This window comes from Acinetobacter sp. AM (genome assembly GCF_003105055.1).
Taxonomy (GTDB): Bacteria; Pseudomonadota; Gammaproteobacteria; order Pseudomonadales; family Moraxellaceae; genus Acinetobacter; species Acinetobacter tibetensis.
In genome coordinates, this window is record NZ_QETG01000017.1 from 13,286 (window position 1) to 37,364 (window position 24,079).

Here is a 24,079-nt window from a genome sequence, read left to right on the forward strand (position 1 = left end):
ATAACAGTAGACTTATTTTTTTTCCAATCTGTGTTTTTACTGATCATAATCGGTAAAATAGCGGATTCTCCTGCTATTAATCCATTTATCTTATGTCCGAGCAAATTTTCATTCCCGGTCCAGTGGGTCAAATTGAAGTTTTCGTTGATTATCCACAAGGCGAAGTGAAAGGATTCGCGGTAATTTGCCACCCTCATCCATTGCAAGGCGGCACGCCACAACATAAAGTTCCAGCACTTTTGGCTCAAATTTTAGCTGAAAATGGCTGTGTGGTTTATCGTCCAAGCTTCCGTGGCTCAGGTCAGAGTGAAGGTGTTCATGATGAAGGGCATGGTGAAACTGACGATGTATTAAAAGTTATTCATCATGCGCGTTTACAGCATATTGGCTTGCCTTTTTATGCGGGCGGCTTTAGCTTTGGTGCACATGTCATGGCAAAATGCTACGATGCTTTACCAAGTGAACTCAGATCCATTCAAACTATTTTGTGTGGTTTGCCGACTGCGACTGTTGCAGGTGTTCGTCACTATCAAACGCCTGATCTTAAAGGTGATATTCTATTTATTCACGGTGAAGCCGATGATGTAACTTTACTCTCAGACATGATTGCTTGGGCAAAGCCACAGCGTCATTTGGTCACAGTTTTACCAGGTGCGAATCACTTCTTTACTGGGTATTTAAAACAGTTACGTATTGCGATTTCACGTTTCCTGCTGGTTTAATCTGCAAATATCAAGAAAGAAATCATGATCATTCAAGATGGTTTCTTTCTTGAACCTATACTCTCACTGAATATTACTCGTTATATTTGATCTACTGGATTAAAATCTTGAATCGGTCTAACGGATGCTATTTCCTCTTTTCACAATTCATTCCTATCCTTATTGCAACACTTTTATTTGGCTAAGATACCAATTTATCTGCCTGAATTTCTTGATTAATGCATAATTAAACACTCTTCGATTATCGACATTCATGCAACATGGAGTATTGCTTTACAAGTTTATTTTCTGATATCTTTTTGGCATTTTATGCACATCATTATTTAAATAATTAATTGTACAATCAATACTTTAGCTCGCTATAGCTTTCCACTTTTAAATTTCAAAACTACGGTCAACAATTCTATGAAAACATTTTTTGGGGCAATTTTACTTGCTTTAGCCACTACATCAAGCTTTGCACAGGATATTACTGGTACTTGGCACTTTATTGATGACAAAACAGGTGAGCCTAAAGCTCTGGTAAAAATTGAAAAACAATCAAATAACACGTACGCAGGTACTGTTCTCAAACTGACCCCACGTCCTGGTTATACGCCAAAAGAATTTTGTACTCATTGCCCTGCACCGTATACCAACAAACCAATTATCGGCATGAAAGTCATTACAGGCTTAAAGACGAATGATCATATAAATTATAGTAATGGTAAAATTATTGACCCTGTTTCTGGAAAGATCTATAGCTTAAAAGGTAAGGTTAGTGCGAATAGTAAAAAGCTCTTTTTACGTGGCTATTTCGGTGTTTCTGCTGTAGGTCGTAGTCAGACTTGGTTACGTGTGGAATAAGATCTGTTTTGCATACTATCGCATTTGGTATTCTTTAAATCAAAGGTACCATAAATGATCTGAGTGCTAAGTCATACGTAATTTAGCACTTTAAAGTCATTTGAATACAACGTGCTGCTAAAATTTTTCGATCCAATTATAATCTTTATCCACATGCCCATCACTTAGCCGTAATTCAACATAAGGGCATTTAGCATGTTCTAACTTATCTGATAATATTGTTACGTCTACTACTTCTAATTCTCTTTTATAAAATGCATCTGTCTGTGGCTTAGTCAAGCCATAACGAAGTAGCCCGCAAGAAATTGGCTGTAAATCATCTCGTTTAAACATTTCAACTTGTAATGTATTTTCTATATCACCAACATGATATTCAGTTAACGATGCAACTGCAACATAATGTTCAGAACATAAAATTTGAGGGCTAAATACTTTTTTATTCAGAAAATTAATTTTTTTATTTTCAAATATAAAAATATTATAAGATTCATTTATCCATTCACATTTTTCAATTAATTTTTCTGGTGCTTCAAATTTTTCAAGAGATACAAAACTGCCAAATTTTCTATTTAAAGAAGATGAATCCAATTCAAACACTGAATTCAGTTCTTGCTCATACTGCTTAGGTTCATATGTACATCCATCATAGCCACCATTTGCCAAAAGAGTTTGCTGATATAAAATATGTTGATCTGCTTTACGAATAAGTTGAATAACCGTATGCAACGAATCAATATTCTTAGAGCGATAGATTACCGTTCCTTCCTGTTGAGTCGGATATCCTACAGCGATATTTCCTGAATTTAAATATCGTGTCCAAGAATATCCATTATCAATATAACGTGGAGGAAAATACAAAGCATGTTGGTTATTCTGTTTTAACTTACATTCAGCCTTTTTATTATTAGATTCTGGAACATCAATCGTTTTGTTAAAATCTAATTCAATCGTCTCATTGATTAAACTTGATAAATCCACAGTATCATTAGCTACTTTCTGCCCATTCAACCATCTGTATGAATTGTTTTGCTGTACCTGAGTTAAAGTTGGTATTACATATCCACTATTCTTAGGGCGAAATAAATAATGTTTTAGACCTTCTTCTTTAAAGCCTGTTTGATATTTAGACACGTAGGATTCATTTTGATAAAGTTTAAAACTTAAAAACACAATAAACCCAATTCCCAGAACTAAGCCTATTTTATCCCAGAAAGGAGATATTTTAGTTAATGCTAGCGCCAAGATTAAAAAGAATCCTGAATATAACCATATCACAGCACCTATATTAACTTTAGTAATTGCTGTAGAAAATCCAATACACATAAGAACACATGTAACAATACCATACATCCATGCTTTGGATTCAAATGTTTCCAGCATCTCACTTTCTTTAAAATAGCATCTCACTGCTAATAAAAAAGTTAAATTTGCCCATACAGGAAACACTTTAGGAATAGGGACAATCAAAAAATGATATAAAATTGATGTCACCATGACGCCAAAACCAACCATACCATCAACAGCAGGCACGCACCACGATAGAAAAAATAAAAATATCGCAATAAATATAGCTATTTTAGAAGACATTTTTTTATTTTTGTGGAAATAATGGTTTTAAATATTAACCATTCCTCCACTCAAATTCACTAAAACTTTGATCTTTTTTTAATGTATTTTCAACTGCTTGTGCCAATTGGTTCAATAAGCTTTGTTCCGTAATACGATCCAACCAGTCCTGATCCTCGGTTGGATATGAAGTAATTTCACAAACAAGATGCCCTTCTTGATCTGAACTTTGACAGGTAATGGATAAAGGTAAAGCGTGATTATCGACACTTACAGCAACATGATCACCACTTTGCGGCAAGGTATGAAATCCATATTGATTCAGCTTACCTACCAACAAATCTGCCACATATTCTTGTGTAATATGACATTGGTTCCCTGATTCCACCATATGTTGATGCTGCTCGCAATTGGCAGTGAATTGTAATTTTCGCATAGCTCTACCTAAAGGCTTTTTTGTTTTATGGGTTTAGCATAAGCAATAAAAACAAAACAGCCAAGCATTTGCTTGGCTGTTCAATCATAAATAACGGACTTGTTGAGTCAAAATGCTTATTCAGTGACCTGAATTGCTAAACCGGCTTGATTGCTAAGTTCAGTAAATGTCGGAAAACTAGTTGCAACAGTTTCTGTACCCATAATTTTAATCTCACCTGAACTACGTAAGCCAGCCATACTAAAGCTCATCGCAATACGGTGGTCATGATGGGATTCAATCTCACCGCCAGTGAAAATCTCAGACCAATCTCCAGATTGACCTTTACCTTCAATAATGATGCCGTCAGCCGTCGGAGTGCAGTCAATGCCCATAGTTTTCAGACCATCTGCCATCACTTGAATACGGTCAGATTCTTTCACACGCAATTCCGCTGCACCTGTAAGTACAGTTTGCCCTTCGGCACAAGCCGCAGCAATAAACAACGCTGGGAACTCGTCAATCGCTAGTGGTACTTGGTCTTCAGGCATATGAATACCTTTTAAAGTACGACTGCCACGAATACGAATATCTGCAATGGGTTCGCCACCTGCAATACGTTCATTTTCAACAGTGAGATCAGCACCCATTTGTTTCAAAATTTCAATCACGCCTGTACGCGTTGGGTTAATGCCTACAGCTTCAAGCGTCACGTCTGAACCTTCAGTAATTGCAGCACCAACCATAAAGAATGCAGCAGAAGAAATATCAGATGGTACCTGAATGTCCGTACCGACCAACTTACCGCCACCTTGCAGTGAAATATGATTACCTTCCGTTTTTACTTCATAACCAAAAGCACGCAACATACGCTCAGTATGGTCACGTGTTGGCTCTGGCTCAGTCACAGAAGTTTCACCTGCTGCCCACAAACCTGCCAATAAAATACCTGATTTCACCTGAGCAGAAGCCATTGGTAAATCATAGTGAATGCCTTTTAATGGCTGGCTACCTGTAATCGAAACTGGCGGTGTACCACGTTCACCTGTCGTTTGAATTTGTGCACCCATTTCACGTAACGGTTTCGCAATACGTTCCATTGGACGTTTTGACAACGAAGCATCGCCCGTCATCACAGAGTCAAATTTTTGTGCAGACAGCATTCCCGACAAAAGACGCATCGAAGTACCAGAGTTGCCCATATACAACGCGCCCGCAGGTGCTTTTAGACCATGCATGCCAACGCCATGAATGGTCACTTCACCATTTTTAGGACCTTCAATACTCACGCCCATATCACGGAAGGCTTGTAACGTTGCTAAAGCATCTTCACCTTCAAGGAAACCTGTTACATGGGTCGTGCCTTCTGCAATCGCACCAAACATGATAGAGCGGTGAGACACAGACTTGTCTCCAGGCACGGTAAATTTACCTTGGAACGTCTTAGGGCCTGGCAAAATGGTAAATTGTTGTGTCACCTTATTTTTCTCCATCAGGGGTTTCTTGGCTAACATGTGATTGAAATGTTGTCGTGCAGCTTGAGCATTGCCAAGCAAGCCCATTAAGGCTGGCGAATCTTCATCTTCAATCAGTTTTCTAAGTACAGCAAGTTGTTGTTCAAAACCATCTACAGCATTCAAAATAGCTTTTTTATTGGCAAAGAAGATGTCATGCCACATTTGCGGATCACTGGCCGCAATACGTGAGAAATCACGAAAACCGCCCGCAGCATAACGGAAAATATCCAAATTATCTGCGCGATTGGCCAATTGCTCGACCAAGTTAAATGCCATCAAATGCGGTAAATGACTGGTATGCGCCAACACTTCATCGTGTTTTTCCACATCCATGCAAATGACTTCTGCTTTTGCCGCTTGCCAAAGGGTAATCAGTTTTTCAACCGCCCAAGGTGCACTGCTTGGAAGAGGCGTCAGAATGACTTTATGATGCGCAAATAAATCAACTTTACCCGCATGAACACCTGTATGTTCCGCACCCGCAATGGGATGGCCTGGTACAAAACCAGCAGGCAGCATTTCGCCATAAACGGCTTTGGCTGCATCAACAACATTCCCTTTGGTGCTTCCCACATCGGTAATGATGCAGTTTTCTGACAAATAAGGCTTGATGGTGGCTAAAACTTTTTCTGTCGCTCGTACAGGTAAGGCAAGTACCACCAAATCGGCACCTTGCACAGCATCAACTGGATTAGTAAAACCTTCTGCAATTAAGCCTAAAGCTTTTGCATCGTCCAAGGTCTTACTTGAACGTGTTGATGCGACAATTTGTTTCGCCAGTTTTTCAGCAACTATTACACGAGCCAGACTTGAACCAATCAGGCCAAGTCCAATAAATGCAACTTTTTCAAATAATGGCTGTGTCATCTTTTATGCTTTCGCCTCTAAACCCCACACTTTGGCAAGTGCATTTCAACGATATCTATATGCTTAAGTTTGTTTAACTTAAAGATTCTTGCAAGCAGTCTCGACATTATTGATCTAATCAAAATTAAGCTTCAATCATGCAAGACAGCAAACCATCTTTTATAGCGAATATTAGAGCACAGCAATTGGATAAGAACCCAATACACGCACTTCTTTGACTAAAGGACGAATTTCTTCAATTGCTGCTTTCACATTTTCTTGTTCAATATGCCCTTCAAGATCAATAAAGAACACATAAGCCCATTTTTCTGGTAAAGCTGGACGCGTTTCAATACTGGTCAAACTAATTTGGTGTTTTGCAAAAGGTGCTAAGATTTCAAGTAATGCACCCGCGCGGTCATGTGCTGAAATCAACAAAGAGGTTTTGTCATTACCACTTTGTGGCACTTTTTCACGACCAATGACCAAGAAACGTGTGGTGTTTTCTGGATTATCTTCAATATTACTGTGCAGAATTTCTAGCTCATAAATACTTGCAGCAACATCCGATGCAATCGCAGCCGAATGCCATTCATTACGAATACGGCGCGCCGCTTCTGCATTTGAATTGAGTGCAACACGTTCTACACCAGGGTAATGTGCATCCAACCATTTACGGCATTGTGCCAAGGTTTGTTGATGCGCATAAATCTGTTTAATACTGTCTTTACGCGTATTTTCGGAAATTAAGAATTGATGATGAATACGCAGTTCCACTTCACCAATCACATTTAATGTCGATGATTTAAAACAGTCTAAAGTATGGTTCACGACCCCTTCAGATGAGTTTTCGACTGGTACTAAACCGTAGTGTGCACTGCCCGCTTCAACTTCACGGAATACTTCATCAATCGTTGGTAAAGGACGAACCACCGCATCCTGACCGAAATGCTTAAGCACAGCCGAATGCGTAAAGGTACCGACTGGACCTAAAAACGCAATACTTTGTGGTGCTTCTAATGCTAAGCATGCTGACATAATTTCACGGAATAAACGTGCCATTGTTACATCGGACAAAGGACCTTCATTGCGCTCCATGACATTACGCAGAACTTGTGCTTCACGTTCAGGACGGTAAAACATTGGATTCTCTTCAGATGCAAACTTTGCTTTTGCTACTGCTTCGGCCAAGCGCGCGCGACGATTAATCAGTTGTTGAATCTGTTGATCGACAGAATCAATATCTTCGCGAATCTTGGTCAAGTCCAGAGAAGTCGTAGTGTTTTGATCGTCGTTGATCATTGTTATTTCGCCCTTCGAAAACGTGAATGCCGACAGTATATCAAGACTTCAATTAAATGGTAGGCAATAAAATCTGGATTCATCCTGATTTCAACGCTATAGCCAGTAATATTTGCCAAAATCCAACTAAAGTTTTGAATTATCGAGTAGATATAACGTCTGGCTTAGCAATCTTGGGAATAAGATGATTTGAATACATAGACTGAATGATTGAAACCCTCCATGAAATGTCCTGATAAATACAACTCAACCTTAAAAATTGCTGAATCACGTTATTTTTATTATTTTTTATTTAAAACATAGCACTAGAAAATTTCTTTAAGAATATGACATGATCAAGGCATATTACTTTAGATCACAATTTAACCACAATTTAATATGACGTATTTCACAATTTGTCTGTTATTTTAGATTTAAAAATGCTATTCGGAGAATAAAAATGCCAAAAAGAATTGCAGTTTTAGTCACGCATGACTTCGAAGACATGGAATATGTCGAACCCGTTGAAGCCTTTCGGGCTGCGAGCCATAGTGTAATTAATATTGAAAACAAAGCTGGCAATATTGTTTATGGGAAAAAACGTCGATATTCCGTCACTATTGATTTAAGCATTGATGATGTTACAGTCCATGAATTTGATGCCTTGCTTATTCCTGGTGGTTATTCACCAGATCACTTAAGAGCAGATGAGCGCTATGTCGATTTTGTCCGTCGCTTTGCCAATGCACAAAAACCGATTATGAGTATCTGTCATGGTCCACAATTACTGATTAATGCAGGCGTTGTAAAAGGTCGGCGTATGACCACTATGAAATCTGTTGTTGTCGATTTGCTTAATGCGGGCGCAGTGTTTTATGACGAAGCCGTGGTGAATGACAATAATTTGTATATTTCTTCGCGCTCTCCAGAAGATCTACCCGCATTTATTCGCGAAAGTTTGACTGTGCTCAAGCTTTAAGTCAAAAAAAGAGCCTTTCGGCTCTTTTTTATTATTAGCGTCCTATCATTCCACGCGCGACAATTTCTTTCATAATTTCGTTGGTTCCACCATAAATCCGCTGAATTCGAGCATCGACAAAGAAGCGGGAAATTGGATATTCCGTCATATAACCATAACCACCAAACAATTGTAGTAATTGATCTGCAACTTTCATTTGCATGTCGGTTGAAAAACTTTTTAATGCTGCGGCTGTTTCTACATCAAGTTTACCTTGCATATAGAGCTCTACATTTTGATTATAAAAAGCTGCTGTCGCCAGCTCATCAATTTTTGCCTGTGCAAGTACAAAACGCGTGTTTTGAAATTGACCAATCTTTTGTCCAAAAGCCTGACGTTCTTGTACATATTGTGTGGTCACATCGAGTGCCCCACGAATCGCCCCTAAAGCCGTCGCGGCAATCGCTGTTCTTTCACGTGGCAACTCTTGCATAAGATAGTTAAATCCATGCCCTGCTTGTCCCAATAACTGATCCTTAGGTACTTGCACATTATCAAAAAATAATTCTGAAGTATCCTGAGAATGCAACCCGATCTTGTCTAAATTGGTTCCTTTCTTAAATCCATCTAAATGGGTATCTAATAAAAGTAATGAAACCCCTTTAGCTCGTGCTTGCGGATCGGTTTTCACTGCAAGGACCACGAGGTCAGCATGTTGTCCATTTGAAATAAAGGTTTTAGAACCATTCAGTACATAATGATTGTCTTGCAAAATTGCAGTGCTACGAATTGCCTGCAAATCTGATCCAGCGCCTGGCTCAGTCATCCCAATCGCACCCACGACCTCACCCGTTACCATTTTGGGTAACCAATATTGTTTTTGCTGTTCGGTTCCAATATGTAAAATATAAGGCGCAGCAATTTCAGAATGACATGAAATCGCGGTAGAAAGTGCGCCATATCCTGCACGAGCAGACTCTTCTACCAACATTAAAGAATAATGGGTAGGCACACCATAGCCACCATATTGCTCAGGTACATCTACACATAAAAAACCATTTTCACCCAATTTATTCCATACCGAACGCGGCATAATGCCTTCGCGCTCCCATTGGTCATAATCTGGGGCAATATGCTCTTGCATAAAGCGCTTAAAATTATCTTTAAATAGTTCTAAATCTGCATCGTAGGCTAACATTATTCTTCCTGAGTTATTTTTAATCTTCATCTGACATGCTAGGCAATTTTACTGCATCTGTCATGTGCAGCTTTTGTCTTATTTATGGCTACTTTAGGTCAATGCAAAAACAAAAAAGGAAGCCGCAGCTTCCTTTTTTAAACAAATCGCATTAAGCGTGAGATGGATTACTTTCTTCTAGCATAAGCTTATCCACTTCCTCAGGATTCGCTAAAGCATAATCTAGTTTTTTCTTGTCAAGCTGACCGACCCATTTCGCAACCACGATAGTTGCCAACGAGTTACCCACCAAGTTAGTTAAAGCACGAGCTTCTGACATGAAACGGTCAATACCTAAAATCAGTGCTAAACCAGCAACTGGAATATGACCTACCGCAGATAACGTTGCTGCCATTACAATAAAGCCTGAACCCGTTACACCTGCAGCGCCTTTAGAAGAAATCAACAACACCAATAACAAAGTAATTTGATGTGAAATATCTAATTGAGTATTGGTCGCTTGAGCAATAAAGACCGCAGCCATGGTTAAGTAAATTGAAGTACCGTCCAAGTTAAATGAATAACCTGTTGGAATCACGAGACCCACTACAGATTTTTCACAACCTGCAATTTCAAGTTTCTTCAACATACGTGGCAAAACAGATTCTGAAGATGATGTTCCTAAAACAATCAATAATTCTTCGCGAATCATACGAATCATTTTTAAGATACTGAAACCACAAAAACGGCTGATGGAACCCAGTACAATAAAAATGAACAATAAACAGGTAAGGTAGAAGCAGATAATTAACTGAGCCAATTGCGCTAAGCTGCCAATACCATATTTACCAATGGTAAATGCCATTGCACCAAAAGCACCAATAGGCGCAAGCTTCATAATCATATTTACAATATTGAAGAAGACATGCGAAATTTGGTCAATTAGCTTAAGAACTGGCTTACCAGAATCACCTAATTTATGTAGTGCGAATCCAAATAAAATAGCAAATAACAATACTTGAAGAATTTCACCTTCAGCAAAGGCACCCACCACAGTATGTGGGATGATATTCATTAAGAAATCGACAGTGCTTTGTGACTGACCTGATTCTACATATTTAGAAATACCCGATACATCTAAAGATGCAGGGTCAATGTTCATGCCTACACCAGGTTTGGCAATGTTAATCACCAACAAACCAATCAATAAGGCAATCGTAGAAACGATTTCAAAATAAAGGAGAGCAATACCACCCGTTTTACCCACCGATTTCATGCTTTCCATGCCAGCAATACCGCTAACAACTGTACAGAAAATCACTGGGGCGATGATCATTTTAATCAATCGGATAAATGCATCACCTAAAGGTTTCAGCTGTTCGCCTAAACCTGGGACATATTGTTCAGCACCATTTACAATCTGGGTTCCACTTGGAGAGAAATGACCAACCAGAATACCTGCAATGATGGCAACAATCACTTGAAAATACAGTGATTTATAGATGGGTTTTTTAGCCATAGCGTTACTTCTAAACATATTTCTAGAACTAGAAACATCCAATATTTGTCTATTCCTAAGAATACACAGCCCTTAAAAATTCCTTTTATAATCACTACAAAAGGCTATAGGTATTAAGTTAGTCTTAATACCTTCTCATTAAACTAAATAATAATATCCGCGATTCCATCGCAGTTAGACTATTGAAAATGAGTATTTTCAATATGATAGAATAAACAACTAATAAGAAAAACTTAACAGTCATCCTTATTCGATGGAATTCTACCGAACTTTTGAACAGTAAATCTACATATATTTTTAAATTCGATTAAATTGTGTTCGATTTTTATTAGACATTGGTCGTATACCTAACCCGTCATTTTTCTTTCTTTTACATCAAAATCTTTCTATTATCCATTTAAACATTCTCCCTCGAAACACGAAATTACACAGTGATCTAAGCAAATGACAACCAAAAGAAATTTATACAAAGATTTTGAGCATCCATTTGCCCAATTTGTCCGTATTGTCGGTAAAGGCAAGAATGGTGCACGATCACTCACTTATGATGAAGCCTATCAAGCATTCAAAATGATTTTGAACGATGAAGTCTTGGATGTGCAATTGGGTGCTTTTTTGATGCTGTTGCGTGTTAAAGAAGAATCTGTAGATGAATTGGCTGGTTTTGTACAAGCAACACGTGACTCACTAAATTTTAAAGCCCTCGACGTAGATTTAGATTGGTCTTCGTATGCAGGGAAACGTAAACATTATCCTTGGTTCTTATTGGCAGCATTAACATTAGCTCATCACGGCTATAAAATTGTCATGCATGGTGCTGCGGGGCATACCTTAAATCGTGTTTATACCGAACAAGTGCTTGAATATTTAGATTTCCCTATCTGCCAAAATCAAGATGAGGTTGAGCAGCAACTACAACAACGTAATTTTGCCTATTTACCCTTAGAGGTTATTTCACCCATCCTGAGTGAACTGATTGCATTACGCAATGTCATGGGATTACGCTCACCAATTCATACCCTAGCAAGACTGATTAATCCGTTTAACGCTAAAGCCACTTTACAAGCCATCTTTCATCCTGCCTATCGTAGCTCTCATCAACAGGCTGCCTTTAAACTCGGTTATCAAAACAGTGCTGTCATTAAAGGTGAAGGTGGTGAGTTCGAACGTAATCCTGATGCCAAAACCTTAATTTGTGGCATTAAAAATGGGGAACTCTATGAACACGAGCTTCCTAAACTGACAGACAACCGAAGTCCTGTCGAAGAAGAACTCGATTTGGCTGTATTTAAATCTGTCTGGCAAGGTCAGCAACAGCATGAATATGGTGAAACTGCGGTCATAGAAACTATGGGCATTGCCTTGTATACCATGGGAGTATGCGAAAGTTACCCTGACGCGATGCTGAAAGCGAAACAGCTTTGGTTAAATCGTTTTTAATTCTGCCATTCCAATGTAATGACAAAAATATGACAATTAACAAAAAGGACTCCAATTGAGAGTCCTTTTTCACATCTTGGCTATTTGCAAAACTGTTTTGACTTAAACAAAACGAATTGGCTTAAATTCAGGTTCATTCTTGTGATGATCATCATCGCACTCTTCACCTTCTTCTTTCGTGCCACGATCAATATAACCACTGCGCTCTGTTTCTGGTAAATGCTTCATTTCCCACGCATACACGGCTTGCATACAAATTTCACGTTGCTCTTTGGTTAATGCAACACCATTTGGCCATTTACCAATTTCAATTGCGGTCTTTAAACGACTAACAATATCAGGATCGAGTACAGCCAGCATTTGTTCAATATTCATATTTAATCCTGTTGTTGCAATGAATCAAAATCACGATTCCAACCTAGTTTGGTACGACAAGCCATATAAAAGTCATACCCAGGCGGATGCAAGAGGTTTAATTTAAATGGATGTTTGCGGATATGCAAACTATCTCCCACATTGAGTGAAACACTATGTTGCCCGTCGGCACTGACCATTGGCAATACACGATTTTCACGAATGAGTATTTTAATTTCGCTATGTCCGCCCACAACAATGGGACGTGATGACAAGGTATGTGGGTGCATTGGGACTAAGGAAATCGCATCCATACTTGGATGTACAATAGGTCCGCCACCCGATAATGCATAGGCGGTTGAACCCGTTGGTGTAGAAACAATCAGCCCATCACTGTGCTGACGGTACACATATTGCCCATCGATGTTTAATTCAAAGTCAATCATGTGTACAGATTTACCCGAATGCAGCACAACATCATTTAAGGCAATTGCATCATGAATCGTTTCACCTTTGGAGCGAACTTCCATTTCCAACAAAAAACGACGGTCTTGCTGAAACTCACCTTGTAAGACTCGATCTAACTTATAGATAACTTCAGTCGGTTTAATGTCGGTAAGAAAACCCAAACGTCCACGGTTTACCCCCATAACAGGCGTATTATATTTCACCAAAGAACGTGCAGCATGTAACAAGGAACCATCACCCCCAACCACAATAACCAAATCTACAACCTCACCTAATAAGGCTCGACTGACCGTTTGTGTATTTTTATAAGGGACAAGCTCGGCGGTTTCTGCATCAAAAACAGGATGTAAACCCAAGCTCATAAGATGATCGTGAATGAGGCTTAAAGTTTCAACAACAGAAGATTTGTCTGGTCGACCAATTAATCCAATATTCCGAAAAGACTTGTGTGAAAGTTGCACCTATGTGATCGCTCCGTTAGGATTCTGGCTTATCATATCATTAAACCCGAATGAAATAAAAAACCTTATAAATAGCCTGATTAGCTCAAACATTTATATGGCTTTTCGCATCTGTGACAGATTTATTATTGCAAATTGGGAAAAAGCTTCGCATGATTAGCAAAATTTATCAGGATCTTATCACCTTTTATGAAGTTTGAACGTGGCATAGGATTATTCGCACTTATTTTCTCCATATTGGTCATTGGTATTTTTCTAGCATTTAGTTTTTACCTGATTCGTCTAGATAATATTGTGAGAGAAAAGTTTGAAGGTAAGCGTTGGGATATTCCTGCGAAGGTTTTTGCTCGTCCGCTAGAAATTTACACCAATGCCCCTATTAGCCAAAAAGATTTCGATCAAGAATTGAAACTATTGGGCTATAAAAATGCGGATAGTTATGCCAAATCGGGCAATTATGTCAGCACCGGGGATACTTTATATGTGCACACCCGCGGCTTTGACTTCGGTGATAGCATTGAACCTGAACAAGTCTTAAAAGTCAGCTTTGCAAATGACCAGATTAGTGAAGTGAGTGCAACCAAACCATCTTCTACAGGGATTGCGCGTTTAGAGCCTTTATTAATTGGCGGTATTTATCCGCAGCACAATGAAGATCGCGTCCTGATTAAATTATCCAATGTGCCAAAGCCTTTAATTGAAGCCTTAATTGCAACTGAAGACCGTAACTTCTATAAGCATCATGGTATTTCTGTTCGAGGGACTGCGCGAGCTTTGGTCAGTAATGTGACTGGAGGAAAACGCCAAGGTGGTTCGACGCTCACACAACAGTTGGTTAAAAACTTTTATTTAAGCCCAGAACGTACCTTAAAGCGTAAAGTCAACGAAGCCTTAATGGCGCTCTTGGTTGAACTACATTACAACAAAGATGAAATTCTGGAAGCTTATTTAAATGAAGTGAATTTGGGACAAAACGGTAACTATTCTATTAATGGTTATGGTTTGGCATCACAGTTCTATTTCGGTTTACCCTTACGTGAACTCAATATCTCGCAACAAGCCTATTTGGTTGGTTTAGTACAAGGTCCTTCTTTATTCAATCCATGGCGTAACCCAGAAGGTGCTAAAAAGCGTCGGGATATCGTGTTAAATAATATGTTGGTGATGGGATATTTATCGCAAGAACAATATGAACGTGAAATTGCACGCCCATTAAATGTTTTAGCAAAACCCACTTTAGGACCTGCACGCTTCCCAGATTTTCTAGATATTGTGCGTCGTCAATTACGGACTGAATATCAAGAGTCTGATTTAACCAACCAAGGTTTAAAAATCTTCACCACACTTGATCCGATTGCACAAACCAATATCCAAACTGCATTTAAGAATTCTGTTGCACGTTTAAGCAATAATAATCCAAAACGCTTAAAAGACTTACAAGGTGCAGTATTAGTTTCTCATCCTGAAAATGGTGAACTGGTTGCTGCGGTAGGTTCAACCCAAGATTTTACTGGTTTTAACCGCGCACTTGATGCAAAACGCCAAGTCGGTTCATTACTCAAACCTGTGATTTATCTCAATGCAATTGAGTCTGGACGTTACAACTGGGCCAGTCCAATTGAAGATAGCTACATTAGCATTCCAAGTGAAGGTAAATCATGGACACCGAAAAACTATAGTGGTGGTGAACATGGTGTAGTCCCAATGGTACAAGCCCTGTCCAATTCTTATAACTTATCTGCAGTTCGTCTTGGACAAGAATTTGGGATTGCGAGCTTTACTAATCATTTGAAAAAATTTGGTGTGACTTCTAACATTCCAACCTACCCTTCTATCTTTTTGGGTGCGGTAGATATGTCTCCGATGGAAGTCATGAGCATCTATGGAAACTTTGCTACAGGCGGTTTCAAATACCCAATTAAATCAATCCGTTCGGTGGTCGATTCTAATGGTCGTGTTTTAGAGCGTTATAGTTTAACTGTGCAACAAACCATCGATCCTGCGGCGGCCTATATTGTGAATTATGGCTTACAACAAGTGATGAATTCAGGCACAGGTCGTTCTGCTTACAGCAGCCTGCCAAGTTCATTAAAGCTTGCTGGTAAATCAGGCACCACCAATGATACCCGTGACTCATGGTTTGCAGGCTATTCAGGCAATTATCTCAGTGTGGTTTGGCTTGGTTTAGATGATAATAAAGTCACTGGACTGACTGGTTCTTCAGGTGCTTTACCTGTTTGGACCAATGTGATGAGTCAATTACGTCAAAAACCAGTCAATTTACGTCAAACCGACGATGTGCAATGGCAATGGATCGATAGTGGCTCTGGCAACTTATCGGCTCAGGGTTGTGAAGGTGCATTGTATATACCGTTATTAAGGAGTGCTGTACCACGTCGTGCTACAGCATGCGGCTTTCCTCACTACCAAGTGGAACCAGTTTACACACCTGATACGGAAATGAACCAGAACCAACCAGCACAACCCGATAGTATGGACAACTATATCCGCGAGAGTGAAAGTGACATGCAAAATGACTTGGATCAAAATTCAGGTCGTGTCATTTCGAGCGGAACTTATGCCAACTAAGGAATTTTAATTGCATATGCTGAGATCCATTCTCCTTTCTGCTGCTGTTGTGGCTTTAGTAGGCTGCCAAAGCCTACCAAAGCCAGAAAGTGCTAAACCTGCTGTTACCACCGAAAAGCCCAAAGCTGCTCAACCAAAATCTTCTGGTGTGGTCATTACACCGTATGATCAACCAGAAATTAAACGGCAAAAAGTGCAAGTCGTGGTGCCTGAACAAAAATCTCAGCAGAAATTTGAAGATGGACGCTCACTTCCAGCCTTTAAACAATTAATGCAACAAACACAGCAAGCTTATAAACAAGGGCGTTGGAATGATGCAGAAGCGGCTGCCTTACGTGCACAACGTCTAGCACCGCAGTCAGCGGAAACTTTCTTGTTTCTGGCTTTAGTTGCCAATCAAAAAAATCAGCCTGCCAACGCAGAAGCTTTAGCTCGTCGTGGTTTAAGCTATGCGCAAACCCAAGCCATGAAAAAGCAACTTTGGGGAGCCGTAGCCAAAGCGGGTCAAAAGCAAAATAACAGTAAAACCGTACAGCAAGCACAACAGGCATTAAAGACACTTTAATGCCTGCTTGTTCTACATTTTATGAATAAGTTACCAACGTTTTTTAAAGATACCGAATCCCTGCAATACCGTAAGCATGATGTGATTGCGCTTGTTGTAACAGTTCAACATGCATCCCCCCCAAAGCAAACACAGGAATATCCACTTGCTGAGCATATTCTTGAAAACGTTGCCACCCTAATGGTTCTACATCAGGATGGGTCGCTGTTGCCAAAACTGGACTCAAAATGATGGCATCACAACCAATATTTTGTGCATGTTGCATGGCCACAACATCATGACATGCCGCAATAAAACGGAAACCGACAGGTAATTCTCCACGCTTAAATGCCATCAACTGATGTTGTTTAAGATGAATTGCAGCTACTTTTCTCTGCATTGGCAGCGTCAATTGTTGCCATGCGTGCAGATTGACAATTAAATGACTTGCCTGCTGTTCAGACAATTGCTCTAAATCTTCTAAATCTGCTGCTTCATGTTCAACACGCCAATACAATAATTGCTGCGGTTTAAGTTGTTCCAAATCATTCAAATGCTCAGAAATTTTAATTTGGTTTGGCCAGTATAATCGCTGCAAAATATTAAAATTGGCTTTCGGAAAATTCAGACTCAGTAATTCTGTACGGCTATACCATGTCCATGGCTGTTGGATTTCATTTAATAATGCTTCGGGCACCATGGCATGAAATAAATGTAAATTCACCACCACATCATCATATTCATGGCAAATCACATCAAATGCATGCCAGTCATTCAGTCCAACCCCAACTTCCTCAAAGACTTCACGGCGACAAGCGTCTAATGGCGTTTCATTCGCTTCGACTTTCCCTCCAGGAAATTCATGCTTATTTCCTTGATGTTGTTCAGCACTGCGCCATCCAACCAAGACTTTATTTTGATGCAGTAATAAGGCAATTGCGACATGAATATTCGGCTTGGACATAACAAGTTCCATCACAGTAAAGTAGCTTCAGTGTAAGTAAATTTAGTTTTTTTATAAATTGCTAAAATTCTCGTTGACAGATCTATTCGATAATGATTATCATTTAAATCACTCAAGAATACACCACGGAGCAAACAAAAATGAACGCACCTTTTAGCTTATTTACACGTCACACTGAATCTGCACATGCACTACCAATGCTACATTCCAACAACCTTTTTGCACTTGGACGTGAAATTCGCATCATGCATGCAGGTGAAGAATATCGTCTACGCTTAACTCGGAATAATCGTCTTATTCTCACGAAATAAAAACAAAATAAATTGATAATAATAAACGTGGGAACTAGCAGTATGTCAGCGCGTACTGCTTTTTTATTTACAGGCTAAATAGAACAATATCTCAAATTTCAGGTGTTTCAAATTTTCTAAAATACAATTCTACTTTTAAGCCGCCATAAGATGAGACCGAAAAATCTATGCTCGCGTGATGTAGTTGCACAATTTTTTTACAGATCGAAAGCCCTAGCCCCGAACCTGTCGTTTTACTGCCTAAAGCCCGATAAAAACGCTCACCCAAACGCGAGATCGTATCGCTGTCCACCCCTTCACCTTCATTTTCGATACAGAGACACACTTGTTGTTGCTTGACCATGACTTGAATATAAACACATTTATGGGGTTGGCTATAGCGTATGGCATTATCCAAAAGATTACGTAAGCAAACCGTCATTAACTCAGGATTTACCTCAATCCAACAGGGCTCCAAATTAGACACCACTTGAATCTGCTTCTGCTGCCTAAATATTTCCAAACTGTTCCAGACGTCCATCACCAGTTGGCTTAAATTAAGCGATGATAGCGGTAAATCTGCCGTTTCTGTCGGATCTAAACGCGCGAGAAGCAAGAGGTTTTCTAGCACTTGGGTACCACGGCTAACATCTTGCTGAATTTGTTGTAATTCTTGCGTAAATTGGAGCTGATCTTGGTATTTTCGTTGGAGTACTTGTAAGCGCAACTGAATTGCAGACAGTGGTGAACGTAATTCATGCGAAGCATCTGCGGTAAAGCGCTGCTCTGCTTGCAGTGATTGATCTAAACGTTGTAATAACTGATTCAATTGCAAAATAATCGGCTGAAGCTCATCAATGATGGGGGCATTCTGCGTAATTGGCGTTAAGTCTTGCGCACTCTTGTCCGCTATTTTTTTAGATAACATTTGCATGACTTTGAACTGACGTGCAATCGCGAAATGTGCAAACAACCATTGCAACAACCACAAGACCATTAACAAAACCGCATATACAGCAAAACTACTCAAGACATTTTCAAAACGAACTTGCATGGGTTGATAAATCACCACCTGCATCTGGGTATCCCGATCAAAGGATTGGTAACTTCGCCACAGCGCATGTTGAAACCAAACGTAATCAAAATGCTCATGCTGCATATTTGAAAAATTCACCATAGATGCCAATTCAAATGAATCCGATTGAAGCACTACTTTTTGCTGATGGATCAATTGATATTGCAGATCAAATTCACCACTCAACTGTGCGATATGCGGTCCTTCATTTTGATTAGGCTGAACAAGAAGCAAAGCATCGGCAATTTCATCCATAATTTCGTCTTGCATACTCATGCTTTGATACATTGAGATACTTACCAACAAAGCAAAAGCGACTACACCTGCTGCGACTGAACTCAGCACAGAGATCTTTACCAGTCTCTTTTGCAGCGAAATATGTTGGGCAGCCATTTAACCATCCTGATTCATTCGATAGCCTAGTCCTCGAACTGTTTTTATCAAACTAGAGCCAATTTTCTTACGTAATTGATAAATAAATACTTCTATGGCATTACTTTCAATTTCTTCGCCCCATGCATATAGCGACTCTTCGAGTTGTTCTCGGGTCACAATATGTTCAGGTTTTTGCATTAATTTATATAAAATCTGAAATTCTTTCGCGGTAAGATGAATCACCTGCCCATTTTGCTGAACAACCTTGGCTTGTGGATCAAGTTGTAAATTGGCAAAAGATAAATACTGACCTGTAGATGATTGCTGCAAACGTAATTGTGCACGGACTCGCGCTGATAATTCTTCCAAACTAAACGGTTTGACCAAATAGTCATTGGCCCCTAAATCTAAGCCTTCAACACGGTCATGAATGCTGTCTCTTGCCGTAATAAAAATGACTGGAATATCTTGCTGGCGTTTTCTGATGGTTTTAAGAATGTCATCTCCCGTGGCTTGCGGTAAACCTCGATCCAACAAAACACAGTCATATTGATGCTGTTGTATGGCGTGAATCGCGTAGTCTCCACGTTCAACCCAATCCACACTATAACCATCCATTTCTAACCAAGTTTTAATACTCTCGGCTTGGGAATGATCATCTTCAGCTAATAATATACGCATCATGTACTCACATTAGGTACTCAATCTCAGCATGCCTTGATCTGGTTTAAAATGCAAAAGCCACATGTTTTGCATGTGGCTTCAGTTCAATGGATGTCTGATTAAAAAGTTAAAGTATCAACATCAATTTCAACACGTTTGGTTGGAAGATAATCAATATCTACTTCACCTGTTAGTGTAACTGGTGTTTTTGCCGATACGGGCTGACCACGCCATAATTCATCATCAATATCGACCGTAATACTGCCCGTCTGGTCTTGGAACTGATATTTCTCATCACCCAAAGCCTTGATAACATAGCCTTTCAGTTTTACGGGCGTGTCATCTTTTAATGTTAATGCCTGCTTGACGGTAATTTGTGTTGGAGCAATCGCCTGCTGATTCACTACTGCTGTATTGGCAAGCGCAAAACTACTCACTGTAACTACCAAAGCTGCACTTACTGCTATTTTAGAAATTACATTCATTACTTCACCCTCACATATTCATGTCTTGATTTGGTTAATGCAATTAAAACAAAATAACATGAGTTGAATCTTAAGATGGGCTCAATGCAGCATATTTCAACACAATGAGCAAAACCTGGACCGAACAATCAAATACGGTGATTCATTTGAATCAAATCAATCACCAACAAGTCTTAATTCAATGGCACGACTCTTAACACTTCTTCTAAAGTGGTCATACCCGCAATCACTTTACGTGCACCCGCAATACGTAAAGGTTCAATGCCTTCTTTTTTCGCCTGTTGACGTAACTCATTTAAATTTGCATTTGCACCAATCAATTGTTTGGTGGTTAAACTCAGTGGCATAAATTCGTAAATACCGACACGACCTTTATATCCTGTATGACGACATGCTTCACAACCGACAGCGCTATAAACTTTTTCGGGCATTTCCATAATGTAATCAAACGTTAAATGTTCCCATTCATTTTCATTGATATGACTTTCTTTTTTACAATGTGGACAAAGTTGACGTACCAAGCGCTGTGCCAACACACCAAGAATTGTTGCCGCAGTCAAAAACGGTTGCACACCTAAATCATGTAAACGGGTCAAGCTCGATGGCGCATCATTGGTATGTAACGTTGAAAGCACCAAGTGACCCGTCAATGCCGCCTGAATTGCCATATTGGCTGTATCGTGGTCACGGATTTCCCCCACCATAATAATATCGGGGTCTTGACGCATGAGTGCGCGCACGCCATCAGCAAAACCCAGCTCAATAGCAGTGTTCACCTGCATTTGGTTAAAACTCGGTTCCAGCATTTCAATCGGATCTTCAATGGTACATACATTCACTTGATCCGTTGCTAACTTCTTCATGGAAGAATATAAAGTCGTGGTTTTGCCCGAACCTGTTGGTCCTGTCACCAAAATAATGCCATGACTATGTGAGGTTAAACTTTGCCAATCGCTTAACAAGCCGCCTTCAAAACCTAATTGCTCAAAACTGCGCACCAAAACTTCAGGATCAAAAATACGCATCACCAACTTTTCACCAAACGCTGTAGGTAAAGTGGATAAACGTAGTTCAGTTTCTTGTCCTTTAGGCGTACGGGTTTTTAAACGTCCATCTTGTGGTTTACGCTTTTCCGCAACATTCATGCGACCCAAAATCTTAATTCGAGAAATCACCGCCGTCAGGGTATTGGCAGGCATGTTGTAAATGGTATGTAACACTCCATCAATACGAAAACGGACTTTACCCGTATCTTTACGCGGTTCCATGTGAATATCACTGGCACTTTGTTCAAATGCAAACTGCAAAATCCAATCGACCAATTTCACAATATGCTGATCATTCGCATCTGGATTTTGCGTGTCACCTAATTGTAATAAAGCTTCCACACCCTTATTTTCACGATCATGAGTACCGGACTTCTGCGAGTTCGATACCGCACGACTCACTTGATAATATTCAACCAAATAACGCTGTAACTGTTCTGGACTGAGCAACACCCGTCGAATCTTTTTAGGCAATAAACTGCGCTCTAGATTACCAACCCATTCCGTTTTATACGGTTGATCCGTCGCAATTAAAATTTCATCCGCTTTCACTTCTACTGCAAGAATTCTGTTACGAACAGCAAACTCTTGCGACATTACATTGGTCAGCGCCCCCACATCCGCTTTGAGCGGATCAATCACATATAAAGGGAGATTAGACTTATCTGCCAACCATTGCATTAAACGATTCAAGGATAAAGTCGCTTGAGGGTGAAGCTGATCTCTTAAATTAAAATTTGCAATCCACTGCAAAGGATGCCATTTAAGTTGCTCACGTTGACGGTGTGTAGTTTGTACTAATATTTTTTCACGCTCATCAATGCGGCCATCTTTAAATAATTGCTCTAAACACCAAGTCGTATCAATTTCAAAATTAAAATTCATTATTCTAAGCCTCAATTTCTAGCGACACTATAACAGACTTTATTTCTAGGATGTTTATCGACTTAAATCATTAAAACTACTGATTAATATATTGATATCTCCAGATTGATTTTTTTAATCTCGGTGAGTTAGTTCATAATTTCTGTCTGAATTATGGTATAAAGAATAAAATATCCTCAGTTAGGGGAAAAATATAAAAAAACCATTATTTACATAAATACAGATCAACAATAACAAGGTTTAAATTACTCATGTCCAATCTCCTCTTCAATCTGGCCTTAGAACAGGCATCCTTTCAAGAACTGTTAACAATGATGGCAGTTGCTTTGGGCTGCGGCTTAGTTATTGGATTAGAGCGAGAAAGAAGCAAACAACGTGAAAACCCAAACAGTTTTGCAGGTGTACGTTCTTTTGCCATCTGTGCCTTGATGGGCGCACTATGTTTTTCCTTGGGCCCGATCATTGGTATTGTGGGTGCCATGATTATTGGGGCAATAACGGTATTTTCACTTCGCAACCAAATAGATGACCCAGGTGTAACAACTGAATTAGCCTTTGTGATGACTTATTTTATCGGGGCACTGTGTATATGGCATGCACCTTTCGCAGCAGGATTATCGGTCATACTCACCATCATTTTAATGCTAAAACACCCAATTCATGGCTTGGCTAGTCAATGGATAACAGAGCGTGAATTTCGAGATGGTCTATTCTTACTGGCTCTGATTTTGGTTGCATTGCCGCTAACGCCCAACACGCCACTTTGGGGGCCGGTATTAAACCCTCACATTATTCTTAAACTACTGGCTTTAATTCTTGCTGTTCAAGCACTTGCTCATATTGCAAAACGCTTACTCTCTGCCCAGAATGCACTCATTTTATCTGCATTAGCCTCTGGTTTTGTATCAAGTACAGCCACTATTGCCAGCTTAGGTATGGAAGTGCGTGCAGGACGTGCGGAAGCAGTGCCCAATGCCGGTGCTGCATTACTATCTTGCGTAGCTACCCTTTTACAACTCCTCCTCATCGTCGCAGGGATTAATTTAAATTGGTTCAAGCTCATTATTCTGCCAGCATTCGTAGCCATGAGTATTCTGATACTGTGGGGACTGTGGCTCATGCGTAAAACTAAACCCACTACTCCAACAGAACATCCAGATGGGCGCATGTTTAGCCTTAAAGAAGCTGCAATTATTGCAGCAACACTCACAATTATTCAGGCAGTCGTTTATGGGTTAAGTTTACTTTTAGGCGATGCAGGCTTAATTATAGGGACGCTTTTAGCATCTTTATTTGAAATCCATGCCGCAATGGCTGCAATTGTTGTACAAGGGGATCCCTCCAACCATACGCTTGTCTATGCCCTCATTTTAGGAATGGTAGCCCATGCAATCGCCAAATCTATTAATGCAAGCCTCACAGGAGGACGTAAATATGCCCTAGCCTTTGCACCTGCTCAAATTTTACATATGCTGGTTTTTATTTTGATTTTATGGTGGATGATTTCTTAAATAATTCTATGTATATTATTCACCCTATTCCCTTAAAAGCAGGATTTAAACTCACATTTGGCAAAATCCTTTATTTTATAAA

General features: G+C 39.6%; 21 protein-coding genes. 8 read left to right on the forward strand and 13 right to left on the reverse strand.

Annotated features, from left to right (window positions below):
* Positions 1 to 92 precede the first annotated feature (92 nt).
* A complete protein-coding gene (locus DCO44_RS10335; RefSeq protein ID WP_116761629.1) occupies positions 93 to 722 on the forward strand; it encodes an alpha/beta hydrolase in 630 nt (209 codons plus the stop codon).
* Positions 723 to 1,127: 405 nt separating this feature from the next.
* A complete protein-coding gene (locus DCO44_RS10340) occupies positions 1,128 to 1,568 on the forward strand; it encodes a DUF2147 domain-containing protein (RefSeq protein ID WP_116761631.1) in 441 nt (146 codons plus the stop codon).
* A 117-nt stretch (positions 1,569 to 1,685) separates the two neighbouring features.
* Here DCO44_RS10340 and DCO44_RS10345 read toward each other — a convergent pair whose 3' ends face one another.
* The 4 genes from DCO44_RS10345 to pheA form a co-directional block, all read right to left on the reverse strand.
* Positions 1,686 to 3,098, reverse strand: a complete 1,413-nt coding sequence (locus DCO44_RS10345) for a hypothetical protein (protein ID WP_116761633.1) — start codon at positions 3,096 to 3,098, stop codon at positions 1,686 to 1,688.
* A gap of 91 nt (positions 3,099 to 3,189) precedes the next feature.
* The gene (locus tag DCO44_RS10350) at positions 3,190 to 3,570 is read right to left on the reverse strand and encodes a hypothetical protein (RefSeq protein ID WP_116761635.1); all 381 of its coding nucleotides are present in this window, start codon (positions 3,568 to 3,570) and stop codon (positions 3,190 to 3,192) included.
* A 116-nt stretch (positions 3,571 to 3,686) separates the two neighbouring features.
* Positions 3,687 to 5,933, reverse strand: a complete 2,247-nt coding sequence (locus tag DCO44_RS10355; RefSeq protein WP_116761637.1) for a bifunctional prephenate dehydrogenase/3-phosphoshikimate 1-carboxyvinyltransferase — start codon at positions 5,931 to 5,933, stop codon at positions 3,687 to 3,689.
* A gap of 171 nt (positions 5,934 to 6,104) precedes the next feature.
* Positions 6,105 to 7,214: a prephenate dehydratase gene (gene pheA, locus DCO44_RS10360; protein WP_016167477.1), complete on the reverse strand. Its 1,110-nt coding sequence runs from the start codon at positions 7,212 to 7,214 to the stop codon at positions 6,105 to 6,107.
* Positions 7,215 to 7,653: 439 nt separating this feature from the next.
* Between pheA and DCO44_RS10365 the strand changes: the two genes are divergently transcribed.
* Complete coding sequence (locus DCO44_RS10365) at positions 7,654 to 8,172, forward strand: type 1 glutamine amidotransferase domain-containing protein (RefSeq protein WP_116761639.1); 519 nt, start codon at positions 7,654 to 7,656, stop codon at positions 8,170 to 8,172.
* Positions 8,173 to 8,206: 34 nt separating this feature from the next.
* Here DCO44_RS10365 and DCO44_RS10370 read toward each other — a convergent pair whose 3' ends face one another.
* The gene (locus tag DCO44_RS10370; RefSeq protein WP_116761641.1) at positions 8,207 to 9,349 is read right to left on the reverse strand and encodes an acyl-CoA dehydrogenase family protein; all 1,143 of its coding nucleotides are present in this window, start codon (positions 9,347 to 9,349) and stop codon (positions 8,207 to 8,209) included.
* A 151-nt stretch (positions 9,350 to 9,500) separates the two neighbouring features.
* Positions 9,501 to 10,847 carry a dicarboxylate/amino acid:cation symporter gene (locus DCO44_RS10375; protein ID WP_116761643.1) on the reverse strand — a complete coding sequence of 449 codons (1,347 nt, stop codon included), beginning with the start codon at positions 10,845 to 10,847 and terminating at the stop codon, positions 9,501 to 9,503.
* A 444-nt stretch (positions 10,848 to 11,291) separates the two neighbouring features.
* Between DCO44_RS10375 and DCO44_RS10380 the strand changes: the two genes are divergently transcribed.
* Positions 11,292 to 12,287, forward strand: a complete 996-nt coding sequence (locus tag DCO44_RS10380; RefSeq protein WP_116761645.1) for a glycosyl transferase family protein — start codon at positions 11,292 to 11,294, stop codon at positions 12,285 to 12,287.
* Positions 12,288 to 12,389: 102 nt separating this feature from the next.
* Here the strand turns inward: DCO44_RS10380 and DCO44_RS10385 are convergent, their stop codons facing one another.
* Positions 12,390 to 12,662 carry a YeaC family protein gene (locus tag DCO44_RS10385; protein ID WP_116761647.1) on the reverse strand — a complete coding sequence of 91 codons (273 nt, stop codon included), beginning with the start codon at positions 12,660 to 12,662 and terminating at the stop codon, positions 12,390 to 12,392.
* A gap of 2 nt (positions 12,663 to 12,664) precedes the next feature.
* Positions 12,665 to 13,570, reverse strand: a complete 906-nt coding sequence (locus DCO44_RS10390; protein ID WP_116761649.1) for an NAD(+) kinase — start codon at positions 13,568 to 13,570, stop codon at positions 12,665 to 12,667.
* Between the two features lie 189 nt (positions 13,571 to 13,759).
* On the opposite strand from DCO44_RS10390, the gene mrcB reads away from it, so the two are divergent.
* Entirely contained in the window at positions 13,760 to 16,159 is a 2,400-nt protein-coding gene (gene mrcB / locus DCO44_RS10395) for a penicillin-binding protein 1B (RefSeq protein WP_116761651.1), read from the forward strand.
* 16 nt (positions 16,160 to 16,175) lie between these two features.
* Positions 16,176 to 16,724: a tetratricopeptide repeat protein gene (locus DCO44_RS10400; protein WP_116761653.1), complete on the forward strand. Its 549-nt coding sequence runs from the start codon at positions 16,176 to 16,178 to the stop codon at positions 16,722 to 16,724.
* A gap of 43 nt (positions 16,725 to 16,767) precedes the next feature.
* Here the strand turns inward: DCO44_RS10400 and DCO44_RS10405 are convergent, their stop codons facing one another.
* Positions 16,768 to 17,667: a thiamine phosphate synthase gene (locus DCO44_RS10405; protein WP_116761655.1), complete on the reverse strand. Its 900-nt coding sequence runs from the start codon at positions 17,665 to 17,667 to the stop codon at positions 16,768 to 16,770.
* A 140-nt stretch (positions 17,668 to 17,807) separates the two neighbouring features.
* Between DCO44_RS10405 and hemP the strand changes: the two genes are divergently transcribed.
* Positions 17,808 to 17,978 carry a hemin uptake protein HemP gene (gene hemP, locus DCO44_RS10410; protein WP_044739433.1) on the forward strand — a complete coding sequence of 57 codons (171 nt, stop codon included), beginning with the start codon at positions 17,808 to 17,810 and terminating at the stop codon, positions 17,976 to 17,978.
* A 91-nt stretch (positions 17,979 to 18,069) separates the two neighbouring features.
* Here hemP and DCO44_RS10415 read toward each other — a convergent pair whose 3' ends face one another.
* The 4 genes from DCO44_RS10415 to DCO44_RS10430 all read right to left on the reverse strand — a co-directional run bounded on the left by DCO44_RS10415 (position 18,070) and on the right by DCO44_RS10430 (position 22,486).
* Positions 18,070 to 19,425, reverse strand: a complete 1,356-nt coding sequence (locus DCO44_RS10415) for a sensor histidine kinase (RefSeq protein WP_116761657.1) — start codon at positions 19,423 to 19,425, stop codon at positions 18,070 to 18,072.
* A complete protein-coding gene (locus tag DCO44_RS10420; protein ID WP_116761730.1) occupies positions 19,426 to 20,088 on the reverse strand; it encodes a response regulator transcription factor in 663 nt (220 codons plus the stop codon).
* Between the two features lie 101 nt (positions 20,089 to 20,189).
* Complete coding sequence (locus DCO44_RS10425; protein WP_116761659.1) at positions 20,190 to 20,555, reverse strand: NirD/YgiW/YdeI family stress tolerance protein; 366 nt, start codon at positions 20,553 to 20,555, stop codon at positions 20,190 to 20,192.
* Between the two features lie 173 nt (positions 20,556 to 20,728).
* Positions 20,729 to 22,486 (reverse strand): GspE/PulE family protein, encoded by a 1,758-nt coding sequence (locus DCO44_RS10430; protein WP_116761661.1) that lies wholly within the window; start codon positions 22,484 to 22,486, stop codon positions 20,729 to 20,731.
* A gap of 251 nt (positions 22,487 to 22,737) precedes the next feature.
* Between DCO44_RS10430 and DCO44_RS10435 the strand changes: the two genes are divergently transcribed.
* Complete coding sequence (locus tag DCO44_RS10435; RefSeq protein WP_116761663.1) at positions 22,738 to 23,997, forward strand: MgtC/SapB family protein; 1,260 nt, start codon at positions 22,738 to 22,740, stop codon at positions 23,995 to 23,997.
* The last annotated feature ends 82 nt before the right edge of the window (positions 23,998 to 24,079 follow it).

Excerpts from the sequence above, each read along its gene's own strand:
- DCO44_RS10335 (WP_116761629.1), top strand. The coding sequence starts at position 93 with ATGTCCGAGCAAATTTTCATTCCCGGTCCAGTGGGTCAAATTGAAGTT.
- DCO44_RS10340 (WP_116761631.1), top strand. The coding sequence starts at position 1,128 with ATGAAAACATTTTTTGGGGCAATTTTACTTGCTTTAGCCACTACATCA.
- DCO44_RS10350 (WP_116761635.1), bottom strand. The coding sequence starts at position 3,570 with ATGCGAAAATTACAATTCACTGCCAATTGCGAGCAGCATCAACATATG.
- DCO44_RS10355 (WP_116761637.1), bottom strand. The coding sequence starts at position 5,933 with ATGACACAGCCATTATTTGAAAAAGTTGCATTTATTGGACTTGGCCTG.
- pheA (WP_016167477.1), bottom strand. The coding sequence starts at position 7,214 with ATGATCAACGACGATCAAAACACTACGACTTCTCTGGACTTGACCAAG.
- DCO44_RS10365 (WP_116761639.1), top strand. The coding sequence starts at position 7,654 with ATGCCAAAAAGAATTGCAGTTTTAGTCACGCATGACTTCGAAGACATG.
- DCO44_RS10370 (WP_116761641.1), bottom strand. The coding sequence starts at position 9,349 with ATGTTAGCCTACGATGCAGATTTAGAACTATTTAAAGATAATTTTAAG.
- DCO44_RS10375 (WP_116761643.1), bottom strand. The coding sequence starts at position 10,847 with ATGGCTAAAAAACCCATCTATAAATCACTGTATTTTCAAGTGATTGTT.
- DCO44_RS10380 (WP_116761645.1), top strand. The coding sequence starts at position 11,292 with ATGACAACCAAAAGAAATTTATACAAAGATTTTGAGCATCCATTTGCC.
- DCO44_RS10385 (WP_116761647.1), bottom strand. The coding sequence starts at position 12,662 with ATGAATATTGAACAAATGCTGGCTGTACTCGATCCTGATATTGTTAGT.
- mrcB (WP_116761651.1), top strand. The coding sequence starts at position 13,760 with ATGAAGTTTGAACGTGGCATAGGATTATTCGCACTTATTTTCTCCATA.
- DCO44_RS10400 (WP_116761653.1), top strand. The coding sequence starts at position 16,176 with ATGCTGAGATCCATTCTCCTTTCTGCTGCTGTTGTGGCTTTAGTAGGC.
- DCO44_RS10405 (WP_116761655.1), bottom strand. The coding sequence starts at position 17,667 with ATGTCCAAGCCGAATATTCATGTCGCAATTGCCTTATTACTGCATCAA.
- hemP (WP_044739433.1), top strand. The coding sequence starts at position 17,808 with ATGAACGCACCTTTTAGCTTATTTACACGTCACACTGAATCTGCACAT.
- DCO44_RS10415 (WP_116761657.1), bottom strand. The coding sequence starts at position 19,425 with ATGGCTGCCCAACATATTTCGCTGCAAAAGAGACTGGTAAAGATCTCT.
- DCO44_RS10420 (WP_116761730.1), bottom strand. The coding sequence starts at position 20,088 with ATGCGTATATTATTAGCTGAAGATGATCATTCCCAAGCCGAGAGTATT.
- DCO44_RS10425 (WP_116761659.1), bottom strand. The coding sequence starts at position 20,555 with ATGAATGTAATTTCTAAAATAGCAGTAAGTGCAGCTTTGGTAGTTACA.
- DCO44_RS10430 (WP_116761661.1), bottom strand. The coding sequence starts at position 22,486 with ATGAATTTTAATTTTGAAATTGATACGACTTGGTGTTTAGAGCAATTA.
- DCO44_RS10435 (WP_116761663.1), top strand. The coding sequence starts at position 22,738 with ATGTCCAATCTCCTCTTCAATCTGGCCTTAGAACAGGCATCCTTTCAA.